Genomic DNA, 18,022 nt, shown 5'->3' on the forward strand with positions numbered 1-18,022 from the left:
CCTTCATTCATTATTAACCAATCATGATTTTCCCTTTTGGACGTCGGAACGGATCTGGCTTGCGCCTCATGGCGATAGCAAAGGCCAAAGTCAAAGGACCAACACGGCCTGCAAACATCGTGAAAATGATGAGCATCCGGCCGGCCGGTGATAATTCCGGGGTCAAACCCATTGAAAGTCCCACGGTGGCGAAAGCTGAAGTGGCTTCGAACAAAATCATCAAGAAATCAGTTCCGCTTTCAGTGATGGTCAGCAGAATGGAGATGATGGAAACCATGAATACACCAATGAATGTGACGGATAATGCTTTAAAGATCGTTTCACTCACGATGCGGTGACGGAACAAGACCACATCACCCTTACCTTTGATCTGCGACCAAACCGTTCCTACAAGCGTGGCCAATGTAGTCGTTTTAATCCCGCCGCCAGTCGATCCGGGTGAAGCCCCAACGAACATCAAGAAAATGATGAGCAGTAATGCAGGCTGGGTCAAATCAGGGATATTCAGCGTGTTGGAGCCTGCCGTCCTTGGTGATACCGATTGAAATAAGGACGACAGCATTTTACCCATGAAAGATAAAGGCTGCAATGTCTTGGCATTGCCGTACTCGAATAAAAAGATTAAAATCGCGCCGGCAATCGTAAGGGTCACGCTAGTCGTCAGAACGATCTTCGTATGTACGGATAAACGATGGGTGTCACGATATTCGTATAGTTCATTCATCACGATAAAGCCTATCCCGCCAAACGTGATGAGGAAGGCAACGGTAAGGGTTACGAATGGATCCGATACATAAGGGGTCAAACTCCTGAATTCCCCCATTAAATCAAAACCGGCATTATTGAAATTCGAGACGGAATGAAAAACACCGTAATAGATCGCCTTGCCGGTTGGCATGTCAAAAGAAAAGCGAATCGATAAGATAAGTGCACCCACACCTTCAATGATGGCTGTGAAAATCAACAGCCGTTTCACTAATCTGACTACACCCGCCATGGATAGATTATTTAACGACTCCTGCAAGAGTAACCTGCCTTTTAAGGAAATCCTTTTGCCTAGAAGGAAAAAGAAAAACGTCGCAAATGACATGAACCCTAAGCCGCCTACCTGAATCAGTGTTAAGATGACCAACTCACCAAAAGTGGTGAAGGTCGATCCCGTATCCACAACGACCAGTCCTGTTACACATGTAGCGGAAGTCGAGGTGAATAAAGCATCCAGAAAAGAAAGACCATGGCCATTTTCAGTGGAAACCGGCAGGGTCAATAAATAGGCTCCGATAAGTATCAGGATGGCAAAGCCGAGTACAAGTATTTTTGGCGGATCCAATTTTGTCATTCTCAAATGATCATCCCTAATGTATGACTTTTAATCAACAATCTCTTTTCTAATCTGTTTAAAGGCATAATAAAAAGACCTGCGAAAACATCGAATAGCTCTATTGCCACAAAAAGCGTGCAAAAAAGGCTCCCGAAATAGGCGGTCTTATGACCTCCTTCGCTTTAGCCGACGAAGTTAGCTGACGGGTAGGATGGCGAAAGAGCTGATCTCATCCCTTCTGCAAGGCAGAATTAACCCCAAATGATTGGGTCCTCCGTACTCATTTTCCATGAGTTTTGGCCGAAATGCATTAAATTGATAAACGTATTCTACTCCCATCATTTAGCAGTTGTAAACCCCTAAATCGTAAAAAAATATTTCTTTAATAAAACTGAAAATTTACGTTTTATTTACATTAAAAAAACGTATTGACAAATATTAGTTGGCACATTATGATAGGTTCGATTAATCCAATTATGATAACCGGCATCGATATACTTTATTCAATAATTTCAAGCAGAACATGCTATTGCCAATCGAAATTTGTAATAGATATATTATGTTTCTTTTGTAAAAGATAAAGGAAAAAGCAGTACATTATTAGTTAAATTCAATACATTTTAATAAAAAGGCGGGCAATTATGGAGAAGACGTTCAATAGATATGTTATCAATGCTACAGGCAAGGGTGGCCAAACATATTTAACACAATGCCAGGATAAAGATGCACTAAGGAAATGGATAGCCGATCATGAGGATCAAATCATCATGAATGAATTAAGGATAACGGATAAGAAAAAGAATCCGTTTTTAAAACTGTTTTCCCCAAGGTAAATCAACTGATTCCAACATTCATAGCGGTATTCAATTATTGTAATCCCTGTGTTGTATCCAGGAACGGTGAGCGAAAAATCCATATCTTGTTTTGCTTTTAAACTCATTATATTTAATGAGTTTTTTTTGCGTTATTTACAGAATCGAACCATTAATGTTTAAATTTGGTAACTACTAATGTGGACGTAAAGCAGAGAAAAGTAAAATGAAATGACCACTTCCCGAGAGCAGCCGACGATTGTTGGGTATGTATGGGGGGCATTGCAAATTGGTCTCGTTCCTTGGGGACGGGGGTTTAAATTGTACGATCAAAGGGGGAGAAGCGATGACATTAAGAAATGCATTGGTATCCTGGAAATACCCTTCCATTCTTTTGTGCGGAATAGGTATCTCCAACTAAAATCGTTCATTGGATGAATGTGCGCAATTGGCTGATGAAGTTCAAGATTTTAAAATGAATTTTCGCCATTTCTTCCGCCGTTTGTTCCTCACAATTCTCCAGCCACTCAGTAATCACTCCTAAAATCGCCGATGTCAGGAAGGCGTGCATATACATGCGGAAAGCTTCATCTTTAGCTTCTGGATGCAGGCTGATCAAACGCTCCAACAGTACTTCACCGAAAACCCGTTTTATTTTTTTCGCAAAAGAAGGGTCGCCCTGATCACCAAGAATGGCCCTTAATGCGTGAGCATGTTCACTGATGAATTGAAAAATCGCTATGAAAGGCGGATAAAGTTGCTGTTGATTAAGAGCCAAAAAAGCCTCTTTAGGCAAAATGGCAGTAATGCGGGTTTGAAGTTCATGTAACAATTCCTGTTGTAAGTGATCCATCAATTCATATTTATCTGTGTAGTGCAAATAGAATGTGCCCCGATTAATATTGGCACGCTCTGCGATTTTCTTCACGGATACATGTGAGAACCCCTCTGCTTCAATAAGTGCAATAAAATGATGTTGTATCTGCTTTTTCGTCTTTTGTACCATATCCTCATGAATCGATGCCATGGAATGTCTCCTTCACTGAACATTTTTCCAAATGTGTTGATTGTATTAGACCGAATGCTACCTTAGAATGATGATACACTCAACACCGTGTCAATTAAAGAGGGAGGATGTGTGTGCAATGAAAAATGCGATTTCCATTGATGGAATTGCTAAGGGTTTTCAGCAGAAGAAGGTCATTCAGCCAATGAGCCTGAATATTGAAAAAAGCGGAATTTTTGGTTTGCTAGGTCCATCCGGATGCGGAAAGACGACCTTGATTAAAATGATTGTCGGATTGATTAAACCCGATGCGGGTAAAGTCACGGTTCTGGATCATGAAGTGCCAAATGAATCCCTGTTAATGGATGTAGGCTATATGGCACAGTCCGATGCTTTATATACAGAATTGACGGGAGCTGAAAACCTCGAATTTTTTGCGAAGCTATACCGGTTTTCGAAAAAGGAACGAAGGGAACGCATTCAATATGCAGCTGAAATCGTACAGCTGACGAATGATTTGAACGTTCGGGTTGCCCATTATTCAGGGGGAATGAAACGCCGTCTTTCACTTGCGGTTGCACTCATCCAAAATCCGGAGATTCTCATATTGGATGAACCGACAGTAGGAATAGACCCTTTGCTGAAACAATCGATTTGGGAGGAACTTGAACGTTTAAGGAATGAAGATGATAAGACGATCATCATCACGACGCATGTGATGGATGAAGCGGAACGATGCGATAAACTGGCGATGCTGCGTGAAGGTGAAATCATCGCGGCAGGAACCCCTGCAGCTTTAAAAACTCAATTTGCCGCGGAAACGCTTGATGATGTTTTTTTAAGGATTGGAGGCGGCCTAAAATGAGAATTGCCTCTCTTGTTACTCGTATTACCCAGCAGATGCGCCGGGATCGAAGGACGCTCGCTTTATTTTTCCTGGCTCCATTGCTCATTTTAACGCTCATGTATTTTATTTTCGATACAGAGGCAAGTGATTTGAAAATCGTTGTTACAGGCAGTGATGAAACGATCGTTAAAGCATTGAAAAAAGCGGATTTTCAAGTGACGGCTGCTGAGGAATTCTCACAGGAAAAGATGATTGAAAAGGATACGGATGGCTGGCTTCATGTTGAAAATGGAAAAATGAAACTCACACTTTTGAACGACGAACCTACCCGGGCAAAGGCCGTTCAAATGCAAATGATGCAAGGCTTGCAAGGGAATGAAAAAAACACTCCTTCAATTGAGGAGAAATATGTTTACGGAGACGCCAACACAAAGGGTTTTGATACATTCAGTCCGATGCTCGTAAGCTTTTTCGTTTTCTTCTTTGTATTTTTAATAGCGGGGATTGCGCTTTTGAAGGAGCGTACAAGTGGTACGTTGGAACGGCTGCTTGCCACACCGATCAAAAGAAACGAAATCGTAGCGGGCTATGTGATCGGATATGGCTTATTTGCTCTAATTCAAACCATAATTGTCGTGCTATATGCTGTCAATGTATTGGATATCGTCCTTGTTGGCTCCATTTGGCTCGTTTTACTGACGAATATACTGGTCGCGCTCGTTGCATTATCCCTTGGTACATTACTATCGAGTTTCGCGACATCCGAATTCCAAATGGTACAATTCATTCCGCTGGTCATCGTGCCGCAAGTCTTCTTTACAGGGATTTTCCCATTGGATGGCATGTCAGACTGGCTCCAAAAAATCGGCAAGGTCATGCCTCTCTATTACGCATCGGATGCCATGAATGGCATTATGTACAAAGGTTTCACGTTCAATGAGGTCTTACTGGATCTGCTCATTCTCCTGGCCTTTGCCATCGTTTTCATCACCATCAATATCATTAGCTTAAAAAAATACCGTGCACTATGAAATCAACAACAACTTAACAAAAGAAGCCGGATTCCTGGAAAGTGAGGAAGCGGCTTTTTTGTTTTACCGGAAAAAGGCCGAATTATCCTTCCTATCGGTTGATTTATTCGAAAAAGCCTCCCCCTCGACGGTTTTCTACTGACTGCAGTTTGTTGACGGGTTCTTAAAGTTGTCCTAGGATATAAGCATATGCAATGATTTGGAAAGAAATAGAAGGGGGGAGTTATATGTCTCTAAAATCGGTCATGCTTTCCCTTTTGCTGTCGCAAGCATTGTTTTTGTGCGGTTTGCCTTTTTTCCTTCAGCTCCGATTATATTTGAATCCTTTGGTAATCATTGTTGTCTGGTTTTGTATACTTCTTTTCGTTTCATTTGCGGTACTTTTTTTTCGAGGTGAAACGGTCCGAATTCCGCGCCCTTTGTGGCAGGCTGTATTGTTTGGCTACAGTTTATCATTATTGGTTTTGCTGTTCTTTCGACCAGAAGGGCAGGTATATTCGTATAATTTAGTTCCTTTTTCTACGATTCTTTCATATTTATCGAACGATATGAACGGGCTTGTGTCATTTTATAACCTTAGTGCCAATGTGGGGCTGTTCATTCCATTCGGGCTGTATTTGTTTCCCAGGGAAGGGAAAGAGCCCTCCGATAAAAGGAAATTTCTTTATCCATTACTTTCGATTTCGGGCATCGAAATCTGTCAGTTTGTTTTTCGGCGCGGAAGTTTGGATGTCGATGACCTTATTTTGAATATGATTGGTGTTTATCTAGGGTACGTTCTGTATCCATTGTTCACGAGAGTGGCAGTGTTCCGTTCTGGAAAAGTAAAGGGATGAGAGGCAGTACAAACATTTTATATGAAAGGGTGTTTTTCATGTATAACACTTTAGAAGAATTATCGAGCCATCCGGTATTTCATTATTTTGCAGCGATTTCCGAAATCCCGAGAGGATCGGCTAATGAAAAAGCGATCAGTGACTATCTGGTTCACTTCGCTAAGGATAGGGACCTGGAGGTGATCCAGGATGAGGCGCTGAATGTCATCATCAAAAAGCCTGCCACAATTGGATATGAAAGTGCACCTACCGTCATTATCCAGGGGCATATGGATATGGTTTGCGAAAAGAACAAGGGAACGCTTCATGATTTTGAGAAGGATCCGCTTCAATTAAGGATTGTGGGAGACATGTTGTATGCAACGGATACAACATTGGGGGCGGATAATGGAATTGCTGTTGCTTATGCTTTGGCATTATTGGATGCGAATGATATTCCGCATCCCTCTCTTGAAATAGTCATAACGACTGAAGAAGAAACGACAATGAACGGAGCACTTGCCGTGGATCCGGCTCACTTCAAGGGAAAAATGATGATCAATATCGATTCGGAGGAAGATGGGAAGCTGCTGGTCAGCTCTGCTGGAGGAATACGCGTGCGGCAGATCCTGTCAATCGGATGGGAATCAGCTTCCATTGTTGATGCTGTATCTTATAGCATCAGGATTAAAGGGTTGAAGGGCGGACACTCCGGTATGTCCATTCATAAGGAAAGAGGGAACTCCAATAAACTTTTGGGCAGAGTATTACATGAATTAACGACAGACTTCCCTTGCTTCATACAGCAAATGAACGGGGGCTTGAAAGGGAATGCGATTCCTCGTGAAGCAGAGGCGACTGTACTGATTTCTGTAGAAGATGTTCAGAAGATAACGGAGAGACTCCAGAAATGGGAGGATACTTTTAAAAATGAACTGCAATCTTCTGACCCTGAGGTATCGATTAGATTTGAAAAGATCGAAACGATTTCTTCAAACGTTTTTTCCAAAGAGACGGTGACTAAAGCCATTACCTCCTTACTGGTAATCCCGCATGGCGTTCAAGGTATGAGTATGGGAATAGAAGGATTAGTCGAAAGTTCGACGAATCTAGGGGTCGTTACAACAAATGAAGCGGAAATGATATTCGAAAGTGAAATCAGGAGTTCGGTCAAAAGCATCAAATATAATATGGTCACGCAGGCAAAGGTGATTGCCGACATGCTTGGGTGCAAGCTATTGATTGATGCGGATTATCCGGAATGGCCCTATAATCCTGATTCGAAACTCAAGAAATTATTTGAAGAGACATACAAAGAAAAATATCATGAGGAAATTGAAATCATCGCTGTGCATGCAGGGATCGAGTGTGGGGTATTCATAGATAAGATACCAGGGCTGGATACTGTTTCAATCGGACCGGATATGTTTTCCGTACATACACCTGAAGAACACTTAAGCATCCCTTCGACCATAAACAACTGGGAATATTTTGTTTACACATTAAAGAGGATGAAGGATCTTTGAACAACTGCATGTTTGGGGCAAGGGCAAAATGATATTCAATAGATTTGGAGACATCCTATCGTTAATCGATGGGATGTCTCTTTTTTTAGATTTCCACTCCAGGCACTCGGTTTCCGAGGGCTGTCCGCCCTCGGCATCGCCTGCGGGGTCTCCCTTGGCCACGCTTTTCCCGCAGGAGTCTCGTACCTCAACTGGAATGTTTTCTTGAAAAAACTGTAGGCTGGTCTATTCGGAACCAAGTTCTAGACTGTTTATCCTTTAAGTTTTTTTCCTGTAATCCTCATTGGATGGAAGAAAATTGCGACACTCCTGCCGAAAAACTGGCTAGCCGAGACCCCACAGGCGCTCGCTTTGATGCGGCTTGGCAGACAGTCGGCGGAAAGGGAGCGAATTTCTGAAATCAGCTGGAATGTTTTCTCGAAAAAACTTTAGGCTTCTCTTCGGATTTGTCAGAAGTCTGAAAGTAACAGAGGTTTCTTTACAATCGTTATAAAATAAACTATTGTAAAGAAAACCTATCATTCAGTCTAAATTATTGTTCTAAATCATTATGTATAGAGGAAGGTATATGGAAATATGGTTGTAAAGTATAGAATGGTCGTAGAACAAATGGAGAAAGAAATATTAGATGGAAAATATACATTAAATACTAAGTTACCCACTGAAGAAGAGTTGATGAAGAAGTTCGATGTCAGTAGGAACACCATTAGAAAAGCAATCAACATATTGGTTGAACAGGGGTATATCTATCAAGTTCAAGGAAGCGGCATATTCCTTAGGGAATTTACCAGACCGGGCTGCATTTCGATGAGGGATATGGGTGGCTTAACCAAAGTGTTTCCAAATGATGAAATGAAAAGTAAAGTGTTGAAGTTAGAATTAATTGAAGCCGATGAAAAATTGGCCAAGCAAATGAAATGCAATGTGAAAACCAAAATCTATAACCTCAAACGGGTTAGATATTTAAATGGTGAACCCATTGTAATAGAAGAGTCCTTTTTCAATAAAGATATCATTCCAATCATAAATAAAGAAATAGCAAATGGTTCCATTTATGAATATATAGTCGAGGATTTGAAATTGAATATCGGGTTTGCAGATAAAATCATTTCATGTGAAAAACTAAATGACGATGATGCCAAGCTTTTGGACTTGAAGCCAGGTGATCCTACTTTAATCGTTGAAAGTACGGTCTTTTTAAAAGCGGGAGCCGTTTTTGATTTATCAATCGAGAAATATAATTACACTTCAGCGAAATTATTAACATTGACTTAAAAAGTGCAGGAAAATTCTTGAATAAGATTTTACGGTGTGAATGGGAGATATCGATTCACACCGTTTTTTCTTAAATTCATTTCTCTTTTTCCCCAACGATCCCATAAAACAAAATCCTCATAATATCCTCAGTCAAAGGCAGGATGCTTTGATAAACCTCTTTCCGTTGGATATATTCATTCATTGCTTTTATATAAAATAAAATCGCTTCATTAGATAAGTTCGGATCAACATATCCTTGTTCCTTCCCCTGGTTAAACAGATCGATAAAGCGGGGCAGGGCCTTTTCTGTATATATTTTTTCCATATAATTGACTCCGGAAGTATATTCCTTCATTAAATATTGATAAAAATCTTCATGAATTTGTTTGGCCGTTTCATTCTTCGTGAACATGAGCTGCTTTATTTTTTCAGGGAAGGCGATGTTGCTGGCCAGTATTTGTTCAAATTCATCCAATGCCTTATCTGTATAATAAACAAAAACCTCATGAATTAGATTATGTTTGCTTTCGAAATAATTATATATCGTTACTTGAGATACATTTGCTTTTTTTGCTATTTCCCCAATCGAAATCTTTTGGACACCATACTCCATGAATAAAGCCAAGGCAGCCTCTAATATATTCAATTTTTTTTGTTCCCTGCGTCGTTGAAATCCGTCCATTTTTTTCACCTCAACCTTAGTTTAATTAAAAATATGTAATAGAACAATTAAATTAGTTCATAAACTATTGTCAGGAATTCTTCTTTTGTATATTATGAACTAAATCAGTTAAAATATTTCATTTTTTTCAATGAGGAAGAGGTGGATGAGGAATGTCAGTATTGAAAACAACGGATTTAACGAAAAAGTTTGGAAAGTTCACCGCTTTAAATGGTGTGAACATTGAAGTGAATAAAGGGGAGATATTTGGATTCATCGGTCCCAATGGTGCTGGAAAATCAACAACGATCCGTGTGCTGCTCGGGATTTTAAAAGCGACGGATGGAGAAGCGAAGATTTTTGGCAAGGATGCATGGAAAGATGCCGTTGAAATTCATAAGCGAATCGCGTATGTTCCGGGAGATGTGAACCTATGGCCCAACTTAACAGGCGGGGAAGTCATTGATCTATTTGTTGAATTACGCGGGACGAACAATAAAAGCAGGCGCGAAGAACTAATAAAAAAATTCGATTTGGATCCTTCCAAGAAGTGTGGAACATATTCAAAGGGAAACAGGCAAAAGGTTGCTTTGATTGCTGCATTCTCATCTGATGCCGACCTTTATATATTGGATGAACCAACATCAGGTCTAGATCCATTGATGGAAAGGGTTTTCCAGGAATGTGTGATGGACGCAAAAAATGAAGGAAAAAGCATATTGCTTTCCAGTCACATTCTTTCTGAAGTGGAAAGGTTATGCGATAAAGTGGGCATCATTCGGCAAGGGCAAATCATTGAAACGGGAACATTGGATCAGTTACGCCATTTAACGAGAACGAGCTTGCTTGTCGAAACGAAGCAGCCTATTCCTGCTTTAGGGAATGTAAACGGTGTTCGGGATATCGTGATGAAAGACCAGGCACTTTCATTCCAAGTGGATACAGATGAGTTGGATAATGTCATGAAGTATATAAGCCAGTTTGGAATTGTGAAATTGGAAAGCGCGCCGCCTACATTGGAAGATTTATTCATGAGCCATTATGAAGGTGTAAGGAAGACTTCTGATTCTGGGGCGGGAGGTGCGTTATAATGGCGAACCAGTCCTATCATAATACAGGAAGACTTTCACGATTCATCATACGGCAAGATCGGATTCGGATCCCTGTTTGGATCATTTCCTTAGCGGTCCTTTCCTTTATGGTTGCGATGGCATTCACCGATCTGTACCCGACTGGGCTAGAAAGGAAAACCATTGCAGAAACGATGAAGAACCCTGCAATGACAGCGATGGTGGGGAAAGGTTACGGCCTGGATGACTATACAAACGGAGCGATGATGGCGCATCAAATGTTACTGTTAACCGCTATGGCCGTGGGGATAATGAGTATTTTACTTGTTACACGCCATACACGCGCAGATGAAGAGGACGGCCGTATCGAAATGATCCGTTCTTTACCGGCTGGAAGATTGGCAAATTTATATGCAACCATTTCCGTATCGTTTGGAACAAATGCGTTGATCGCGATAATAATGGGTTTCGGGTTGTATGCTCTGGGAATAGAAAGCATGGATTTCGAAGGTTCCCTTATGTATGGAGCTGCGTTAGGGGCAACCGGTATTTTCTTCTCGGCAATAACGGCATTATTTGCCCAGCTTACCGAGAGTGCTCGAGGTACGATTGGTTACTCCATCACTGTATTGCTTCTCTCCTATCTTATTCGGGCGATAGGGGATGTCAGCAATGAAACACTTTCCTGGTTTTCACCATTGGGTTGGGTTTTAAGTTCAGAAGTATATGTGAATAATTATTGGTGGCCAATCATCCTTACGATCGGTGCGGCAATCATTTTGGTTGCCTTATCTCTATATTTGAATGCCATCCGTGATTTGGAAGCTGGATTCATTCCGGCTAAGCCAGGCCGGAAATATGCTTCATCGTTTTTAAAAAGTCCGCTTGGTCTCGCGCTGAGGCTTCAGCGTACAGGATTGATCGCCTGGGCAGCCGGGATGTTCATTTTGGGAGCATCTTATGGTTCCGTTTTAGGTGATTTGGAATCCTTTTTTACAAAAAATGAAATGATGGCCGAACTATTGACGCCAGTTGAAGGCTATTCACTGACAGAACAATTCTTGACAATGTTGATGTCAGTCATCGCCATGATATGCACCATCCCGCCTTTAATGGCGATGTTAAAGCTAAAAGGGGAAGAAAAAAAGAATCATACTGAACATTTACTGAGCCGCGCTGTATCCCGTACAAGGCTTATGGGCAGCTATCTTATCATCTCCGTTATTGGCGGTTTTCTCATGCTTGCGCTTGCTGACATCGGTCTTTGGGCAGTCGGGAATTCCGTGATGGATGAAGGGGTTGATTTCGGCACTATATTTAGTGCAGCGATGGTCTACCTGCCTGCAATGTGGATCATGATTGGTATCGCCGTGCTGTTAACTGGATTTGCACCAAAATTATCCGGCTTGACTTGGCTTTACTTGACCTACTCAATCTTAGTCGTTTATTTAGGGGGAATGCTTCAATTCCCGGAATGGATGGGAAAACTAACACCGTTCGGCCATATTCCGAAGCTTCCTGTTGAAGGTATGGACTTCATGGAAGTATCCATGCTTACAATCATAGCTATCTTATTACTGGCTGCAGGCTTCTTCGGATATAACAAACGGGATATCCGCGGTTGACGATTCAACTATGATTCTATTATTCCTGAAAGAAGCCTGATTCCTCGTTGTTTTAATGAGAAATCAGGCTTTTATTGGTTATCAGTCATGGGGAATCAATAATAGTACACCTAGCGCAATGATGATGAAGAATAAATAACTTTCGAATTTCTTCGCGGGAATTCGCTTATTCATGAATATTCCGAGACCTGTCGCAAGTAATATAGCTGGAATGGAATAAGCGTAAAGAATAAGTGAATCGGCTGTCCAAAGTCCGCCTAGCGCATGACCTGTCACGACCAGGATACCGGATATCAGGAAATGGGCTTGCAATGTTCCGCGGAATCGATCTGGATTCCATCTTCGCAAAGTTCCATAGACGACGACCGGCACCCCGTTAAAGTTATAGGCGCTGCCAAGGGCTCCCGACGCAAAACCGAACGGCCATACCCAGCCCTTCGAGTTAAGTAATGGTTTATCCACAGCCTGAAAAAGTCTTTGCTTTAGAAGAGAATATCCCCCATATGCAATCAAAAAAACACCCAGTGCAGAAGTAATGACCAGAGAAGGTGCGTAATGGAGCAAAGCCAGGCCGGCTGGTATGCCGATCACCGTTGAAGCCGCCAGCCTGAGTAATACCGAGCGTTCGATATGCCGCCATCCGCTTACGACGGTTAGTGAAGCGACGGTAAGACCGGCCAATCCAATCAAGGAAACCGAAGTATTAAGCGGAATATGAAGTAAGGCAAGCAAAGGCATGCTGACAATCGCTTCACCGAACCCGAACATCGTCCGCATCAAGGCGCCGATAAAGACTGCCGCCACCACCAATATGATGCTGCTGATCGTCATTCGTTCACCTCCTAAAAGCACAGTACCCCTTCTATAATTATACCATATCAATCCAGTTTTAGACCGAGGTAACCGCACTTAAAAACGGGTTATTTAAGACCCTTTGCACTCTTTTTAAAGCGTTTGATTAACTATTTAATGGAGAGGTACACACCCTTTGTTTTTGTTGTCTATGAGTCGAAAATGAGGCTGGGAAGGAGGGGGTATATCTTGAGGTGTTAATTCAGATGAAACTCCATTAATTTCTACTTTCGCATCAACTAAAACTAAAACAATTAGTCATACTGGAACTTTAGGAGTTTTAGGAGTCCCTATTACAAAATATAAAATCACAGGAAAATATAATTATACTTCTAGTGGTGCTACATCAGCCCTTTCAACTAAAGGAGAAGTAGTCTATCATTATAATCCAACTATCGCTACAGATTTAACTTATTATGGTGGTTATATTAATAATAAAAAATATTACGGAGAGGTAACTTTTTATTATAAAGTTGGAGTAGGATCGCTTGGTATTGTACAAATAGGAAATGTTTATCTTAAAGTATCAGGAAATCATCTAGGAAAACTCTCAGGTAGTATAAAAACTTCTGTAAAAAAATAAATTTTACATATAGTAGGTGATTATATGAAAACTTGGATGAAAATACTTATTGGTGTAGTATCAATTCTAATAATCGCTATGATAATTGGAATTATAAGCTTTTATTCAATTTAAAGTTTAATCTGCTAACCAAAACAAAGACCATCATTATAAGATGGTCTTTGTTTAATGTGTGCCCAGCAGGGGTACACATTAAACGCCAAATCCTTTGATAGAGGTGAGTCCTTAAATAACAGAAGAGAAAAAAAGGTAAAAGTGAAAGACTATATACCTCTTGGCTACAAGTGGTTTATTTTGGTGTAACTGCGTGCAATATCGCTAAGTTTCATCGAAAAAAACAATAAAAAAGTAGGCTCTTTTCGTAAATATTGTTGTTTTTAAAACGAAACTATTTTAGGTTGATTGGAGCGGAAGTGCGAGACTCCTGCGGGAGCTGCGGGACAGGTGAGACCCCACAGGCGTTTACGCCGAGGAGGCTCAACGCCCGCCCGCGGAAAGCGAGCACCTGGAGGGGAAATCAACCACACTGCACTACTTCGTAAATAGCAACAAAGTATGCGAAAACAGCCAAAAAGTAAAATTAATAAAATAGTGGACATGAAAGGGACAGTAATGGTTTTATTAGGGGAGTTTTCATGTACCCACAAAAACACTAGGCTTTGCCTTTTTCAACAACTTAGTTGGGGACAGTTCTTCCTTATGCTCTTTCTTCTACCAACCTTTAAGTTATGACACTTTCCATTTAGATAAATGAAGTAGTTATTTTCCTGCATAAGAAAAGGCTGAAGTGGAATACATCAGCCTAAAAAACCCTATATATATTAGCAGTCATATTAAGGTATTTACGCACTCATTCTAGAAGAATATCCTTTAGCGCATTTACGAATCAATCTCAGGTCTTTTTTTCATTCAGTTAGTGAATTAATCATAAAAGATTAAATGCATATCACTGTTAGTCCTTGATTTCGCAAAAAATTCTGCTTCATTTCCTCCATCAACAAAGCTACCAATACCCCGGAAAATGCCACATTGGCCTCGATCTAAATATCTTACCCCTACATAATCATTATAACTGTCAGGATCATACTCCCATAATTCAACTTTTAACTTACCAGCCGGACCCACATAAGAATCCCGACAAATCTTATAATCACCACCAGTAGAGGCAAACACATCACTTTCAGCACCATTAGAAAAAAGAGATTGTTCTCCTAAGTAATCCCAGCCACTTGCAAATGTAGAAGAAGGGAACAACAACGCAGCGACCAATGCCACAGCACTTATTTTAAACATTTTCATGCTCATTCCTCCTCACCCGTTTTGACTTATTATTCTCCATATAATTCTAATCAATATTTTTTATATTATCATCTATCCAAAGATTCACTTTTTCATGAAGCGTTATTGTAGTATCCACTACTTCATGCCCAACATATGGAATTAGAGAAAAAGTGAAATGTGCTCGTCATTCAATTTTGAAATGTATTTATGAGTCATCTTTAAACTTTTAAGCCTTCCCGGATCAGGTAAACGAATTGCCTCTGAATCCACCATTTGTGTAGAGACGTCTCGATTTCTAATACCAGCAATCAGCAGCATTGTTGCTGCTAAACTAACACTGCAATCCATGGAATAGGCCAATGCTGAAATTCTTTCATTCTCATAAGCTTTGAAACTTAAATGAATCCTTTCCTTCTGAATAATAATTCTCTTCTGGATTACTTCGGCTTCAAAATCCCCTCTAAAAATCGTATTATCATGCCTGTAGTCTCATTTAGAACATGGACGCCCTCCATATATTCCCTGGAATTGATAGCTGCCATTATTATTTTTTTCCCCTATATCCTTTACAGGCTTATGAACACAAAAAACATATTAGGGCTATCCAGGGAATAAAATGAAAGGGATATTTTAAAGGAAAGCGGGGCTGTGCATGTGAAAATCCATGTGGTGAATAGGGGGGATTCTTTGTGGGGAATTTCCCAGCAGTATGGTGTCAGTATCAACCGGATTGTTCGGATCAATGGCCTTGAAAATCCAGATAAGCTGGTGATTGGCCTAGCTCTTTTGATTCCTGAACCTTATCTTCAGTACAGGGTTCAGCAAGGGGATACTCTAAATAATATCGCAAATCAGTTTGGAATTACGGTACAGGAAATCATGCAATCGAATCGCATCACAAATCCTTCCGCTATCTATCCAGGGCAGAGACTAACCATCCCGGTTATTTATCATACCGTAAGGGAACGAGATACCCTTTATGATATAGCGAGACGTTATGGAACGACAGTTCAGGCCATTATGCAGATGAACAGGATTACAGATCCGGCCAATATCCATATCGGACGGATAATAAGGATTCCCCAGAAACCAAAACCCATCATTGAAGTAAATGGTTTTACAAACGTTTACGGGCAAGCCGGTGCGGAGCAGGTACGTGAAGTAGCCCACGATTTGACCTACGTAAGTCCATTTGGTTATAGAATGAGGCAAGATGGCAGCTTAGAAGTCATAGATGACATCCCGACGATCCGGGCGGCACAGTCGACTGGCGTCATACCCATGATGTGCATAACGAATTTTTCCGCGACGGAAGCGGGAACTCAGCTTGCCCATACGATACTTTCCGATTTAAGTTTAGTGGAAACATTATTAACCAACGTCATAAAAACGATGAAAGATAAAGGATACCGTGGATTGAATATCGATTTTGAAAGTGTAAGACCAGAGGACCGTGATTTCTATAATCGCTTTCTCCAAAGAGCAGTGGATCGATTGCATCCTGAGGGTTACTTTGTGTCATCCTCCCTAGCCCCAAAAACTAGTGCCAATCAAAAGGGGCCATTAGTTGAGGCACATGATTATCCAGTTCACGGACGGCTGCTCGACTTCGTGGTGCTGATGACATATGAATGGGGTTACAGAAAGGGGCCGCCGCAGGCAATCTCTCCCATTAATGAAATAAAGCGTGTCCTTGACTATGCCGTAACGGTGATACCTACAAATAAAATCTTCATAGGGTTTCAAATTTATGCACGGGATTGGCTTATTCCTCATGAAGAGGGACAGGAAGCAGAGACTTTCGATATGCAGGAAGCCATCAGACGCGCCGTCCAATATAATGCAGAAATAAAATATGACGAGACAGCCCAATCCCCTTATTATAGGTACAAAGATGATCAGGGACGCACACATGAAGTTTGGTTCGAGGACGCACGCAGTGCCAAAGCCAAATTTGATCTGGTGAAGATTTACAGGTCAAGGGGTCTCAGTTATTGGGTACTTGGTTATCCGTTCCCCCAGAATTGGGAACTGCTTGGGGATACATTCATTGTACGGAAACTGTAGGGTGTTTTGTTACGGCAAGGTAGATCATATAATTGATATAGTGATGGGCAGCTTTTTTATAAAGCTGTCTATTTTAGTGATTTCGAAATGCACTACAAGAATTACCGGTTTTTTATGACAACGTTTAAAATCGTCTGGAACCTGAGTAGATAAAGGACTTAATCGAGGACGCCATATGGTGGTCCTTTTCATATTAATGAGAACTCTTTAAAAAACCAAGGGAATGGTCATTCAAAAAAGGAAAAGGGCTCCTCATTGTGGAATTAGGAGACTAGAATATCACTAACCGGAGGCACATTTTATGGAACTAACCATCATAAATACGTTTACAGATCAACCTTTTAACGGAAACCCTGCTGCAGTCTGCCTTCTTACCGGGGAAAGTGACAGCGAGTGGATGCAGAGAATAGCCAAAGAGATTAATATGCCTGTTACCGCTTTTATTCAACCTCATAATGGTGAATGGAAGTTGCGATGGTTCACACCTTCTATTGAAATCCCGATTTGTGGACATGGGACGCTGGCAAGCTCTTTCTTTTTATGGGATAAAGGATACGTGCCAAGGAATCAGCCGATTGCCTATCAGACGAAAAGCGGGCTTCTTATTGCAAAATTCGTTGAAGGAATGGTTCAGCTGGAATTTCCGTCATTAAGGGAGAAGGAGACCGCTGCCCCTGATTTACTGATAAAAGCTTTAGGTGTTGTGCCTGCGTATGTTGGGCAAAACAAATGGGATCTTCTAGTCGAAGTTCAATCAGAGGAAATCGTAAGGAATTTAAAGCCGGATATAGACTCCATTGCCCAATTGCCGGTTCGGGGCGTCATCGTGACGAGTCAATCCGATAACAGTGAATATGATTTCGTTTCACGTTTCTTTTCCCCTGCCCAAGGCCTTGACGAAGATCAAGTAACGGGCTCGGCCCATTGCTGTCTGGGACCCTATTGGAAAAGCAAGCTGGACAAAAGTATTTTTATAGCCTATCAAGCATCGGAAAGAGGCGGACTGTTGAAAGTTGAAGTAACGAAAAACACAGTTAAACTTTCCGGACATGCCGTCACAATATTCGAAGGGAACTTAACCCTTTAATGCAGGGGGAAGATTTGAGTGGGTTCCATCAAAATTTTTAAAAAAGTTGATTGGAGCTGGTTTTCGAGACTCCTGCGGGAAAGGCGCTTCCAAGGGGGTTCCCACAGGCACAAAGGCGCCGAGGGCGGACCGCCCGCGGAAAGCGAGTGCCTGGAGGGAAATGAACGTTCGAAATTTACAA

At 41.3% G+C, this 18,022-nt stretch carries 15 protein-coding genes and 1 riboswitch; of the genes, 10 read left to right on the plus strand and 5 right to left on the minus strand.

What is annotated here, in order from left to right:
• Positions 1-13 precede the first annotated feature (13 nt).
• Positions 14-1,339 (minus strand): TrkH family potassium uptake protein, encoded by a 1,326-nt coding sequence (locus tag OTG27_RS19640; RefSeq protein ID WP_268937824.1) that lies wholly within the window; start codon positions 1,337-1,339, stop codon positions 14-16.
• A 151-nt stretch (positions 1,340-1,490) separates the two neighbouring features.
• Positions 1,491-1,633, minus strand: a riboswitch (cyclic di-AMP (ydaO/yuaA leader).
• Positions 1,634-1,962: 329 nt separating this feature from the next.
• Here OTG27_RS19640 and OTG27_RS19645 point away from each other — a divergent pair.
• Positions 1,963-2,154 carry a hypothetical protein gene (locus tag OTG27_RS19645; protein WP_034310797.1) on the plus strand — a complete coding sequence of 64 codons (192 nt, stop codon included), beginning with the start codon at positions 1,963-1,965 and terminating at the stop codon, positions 2,152-2,154.
• Positions 2,155-2,560: 406 nt separating this feature from the next.
• On the opposite strand, the gene OTG27_RS19650 is transcribed toward OTG27_RS19645, so the two are convergent.
• Positions 2,561-3,160: a TetR/AcrR family transcriptional regulator gene (locus tag OTG27_RS19650; RefSeq protein ID WP_268937825.1), complete on the minus strand. Its 600-nt coding sequence runs from the start codon at positions 3,158-3,160 to the stop codon at positions 2,561-2,563.
• Between the two features lie 118 nt (positions 3,161-3,278).
• On the opposite strand from OTG27_RS19650, the gene OTG27_RS19655 reads away from it, so the two are divergent.
• The 5 genes from OTG27_RS19655 to OTG27_RS19675 all read left to right on the plus strand — a co-directional run bounded on the left by OTG27_RS19655 (position 3,279) and on the right by OTG27_RS19675 (position 8,633).
• Positions 3,279-4,004, plus strand: coding sequence for an ABC transporter ATP-binding protein (locus tag OTG27_RS19655; protein WP_057279103.1), 726 nt, complete (start codon positions 3,279-3,281; stop codon positions 4,002-4,004).
• Complete coding sequence (locus OTG27_RS19660; RefSeq protein WP_268937826.1) at positions 4,001-5,017, plus strand: ABC transporter permease; 1,017 nt, start codon at positions 4,001-4,003, stop codon at positions 5,015-5,017. Before OTG27_RS19655 ends, OTG27_RS19660 begins: the two co-directional genes overlap by 4 nt.
• Before the next feature lie 227 nt (positions 5,018-5,244).
• Complete coding sequence (locus OTG27_RS19665) at positions 5,245-5,853, plus strand: VanZ family protein (protein WP_268937827.1); 609 nt, start codon at positions 5,245-5,247, stop codon at positions 5,851-5,853.
• A gap of 38 nt (positions 5,854-5,891) precedes the next feature.
• A complete protein-coding gene (locus tag OTG27_RS19670) occupies positions 5,892-7,358 on the plus strand; it encodes an aminoacyl-histidine dipeptidase (RefSeq protein ID WP_268937828.1) in 1,467 nt (488 codons plus the stop codon).
• 576 nt (positions 7,359-7,934) lie between these two features.
• On the plus strand, positions 7,935-8,633 hold the full coding sequence (locus OTG27_RS19675; protein ID WP_268937829.1) for a GntR family transcriptional regulator: 699 nt from the start codon (positions 7,935-7,937) through the stop codon (positions 8,631-8,633).
• A gap of 76 nt (positions 8,634-8,709) precedes the next feature.
• Here OTG27_RS19675 and OTG27_RS19680 read toward each other — a convergent pair whose 3' ends face one another.
• Positions 8,710-9,297, minus strand: a complete 588-nt coding sequence (locus OTG27_RS19680; RefSeq protein ID WP_063574923.1) for a TetR/AcrR family transcriptional regulator — start codon at positions 9,295-9,297, stop codon at positions 8,710-8,712.
• Positions 9,298-9,449: 152 nt separating this feature from the next.
• Here OTG27_RS19680 and OTG27_RS19685 point away from each other — a divergent pair, with 152 nt between their 5' ends.
• Positions 9,450-10,367 carry an ABC transporter ATP-binding protein gene (locus OTG27_RS19685; protein ID WP_268937830.1) on the plus strand — a complete coding sequence of 306 codons (918 nt, stop codon included), beginning with the start codon at positions 9,450-9,452 and terminating at the stop codon, positions 10,365-10,367.
• A complete protein-coding gene (locus OTG27_RS19690) occupies positions 10,367-11,971 on the plus strand; it encodes an ABC transporter permease (RefSeq protein WP_268937831.1) in 1,605 nt (534 codons plus the stop codon). The genes OTG27_RS19685 and OTG27_RS19690 overlap by 1 nt, the downstream gene beginning before the upstream one ends.
• Positions 11,972-12,052: 81 nt before the next feature.
• On the opposite strand, the gene OTG27_RS19695 is transcribed toward OTG27_RS19690, so the two are convergent.
• Both OTG27_RS19695 and OTG27_RS19700 read right to left on the minus strand, forming a co-directional pair.
• Positions 12,053-12,802 carry a sulfite exporter TauE/SafE family protein gene (locus tag OTG27_RS19695; protein WP_268937832.1) on the minus strand — a complete coding sequence of 250 codons (750 nt, stop codon included), beginning with the start codon at positions 12,800-12,802 and terminating at the stop codon, positions 12,053-12,055.
• Between the two features lie 1,525 nt (positions 12,803-14,327).
• Positions 14,328-14,705, minus strand: a complete 378-nt coding sequence (locus OTG27_RS19700; protein ID WP_268937833.1) for a hypothetical protein — start codon at positions 14,703-14,705, stop codon at positions 14,328-14,330.
• A gap of 636 nt (positions 14,706-15,341) precedes the next feature.
• On the opposite strand from OTG27_RS19700, the gene OTG27_RS19705 reads away from it, so the two are divergent.
• Positions 15,342-16,754: a glycoside hydrolase family 18 protein gene (locus OTG27_RS19705; RefSeq protein ID WP_268937834.1), complete on the plus strand. Its 1,413-nt coding sequence runs from the start codon at positions 15,342-15,344 to the stop codon at positions 16,752-16,754.
• Between the two features lie 301 nt (positions 16,755-17,055).
• Complete coding sequence (locus OTG27_RS19710) at positions 17,056-17,841, plus strand: PhzF family phenazine biosynthesis protein (protein ID WP_268937835.1); 786 nt, start codon at positions 17,056-17,058, stop codon at positions 17,839-17,841.
• Positions 17,842-18,022: the final 181 nt, after the last annotated feature.

This window comes from Peribacillus sp. AS_2, assembly GCF_026891895.1.
Classification (GTDB): domain Bacteria; phylum Bacillota; class Bacilli; order Bacillales; family DSM-1321; genus Peribacillus; species Peribacillus frigoritolerans.

Coding starts and splice junctions, on each gene's coding strand:
- OTG27_RS19710 (WP_268937835.1), top strand. CDS start 17,056: ATGGAACTAACCATCATAAATACGTTTACAGATCAACCTTTTAACGGA.
- OTG27_RS19670 (WP_268937828.1), top strand. CDS start 5,892: ATGTATAACACTTTAGAAGAATTATCGAGCCATCCGGTATTTCATTAT.
- OTG27_RS19675 (WP_268937829.1), top strand. CDS start 7,935: ATGGTTGTAAAGTATAGAATGGTCGTAGAACAAATGGAGAAAGAAATA.
- OTG27_RS19685 (WP_268937830.1), top strand. CDS start 9,450: ATGTCAGTATTGAAAACAACGGATTTAACGAAAAAGTTTGGAAAGTTC.
- OTG27_RS19680 (WP_063574923.1), bottom strand. CDS start 9,297: ATGGACGGATTTCAACGACGCAGGGAACAAAAAAAATTGAATATATTA.
- OTG27_RS19640 (WP_268937824.1), bottom strand. CDS start 1,339: ATGACAAAATTGGATCCGCCAAAAATACTTGTACTCGGCTTTGCCATC.
- OTG27_RS19645 (WP_034310797.1), top strand. CDS start 1,963: ATGGAGAAGACGTTCAATAGATATGTTATCAATGCTACAGGCAAGGGT.
- OTG27_RS19700 (WP_268937833.1), bottom strand. CDS start 14,705: ATGAAAATGTTTAAAATAAGTGCTGTGGCATTGGTCGCTGCGTTGTTG.
- OTG27_RS19655 (WP_057279103.1), top strand. CDS start 3,279: ATGAAAAATGCGATTTCCATTGATGGAATTGCTAAGGGTTTTCAGCAG.
- OTG27_RS19660 (WP_268937826.1), top strand. CDS start 4,001: ATGAGAATTGCCTCTCTTGTTACTCGTATTACCCAGCAGATGCGCCGG.
- OTG27_RS19690 (WP_268937831.1), top strand. CDS start 10,367: ATGGCGAACCAGTCCTATCATAATACAGGAAGACTTTCACGATTCATC.
- OTG27_RS19665 (WP_268937827.1), top strand. CDS start 5,245: ATGTCTCTAAAATCGGTCATGCTTTCCCTTTTGCTGTCGCAAGCATTG.
- OTG27_RS19695 (WP_268937832.1), bottom strand. CDS start 12,802: ATGACGATCAGCAGCATCATATTGGTGGTGGCGGCAGTCTTTATCGGC.
- OTG27_RS19650 (WP_268937825.1), bottom strand. CDS start 3,160: ATGGCATCGATTCATGAGGATATGGTACAAAAGACGAAAAAGCAGATA.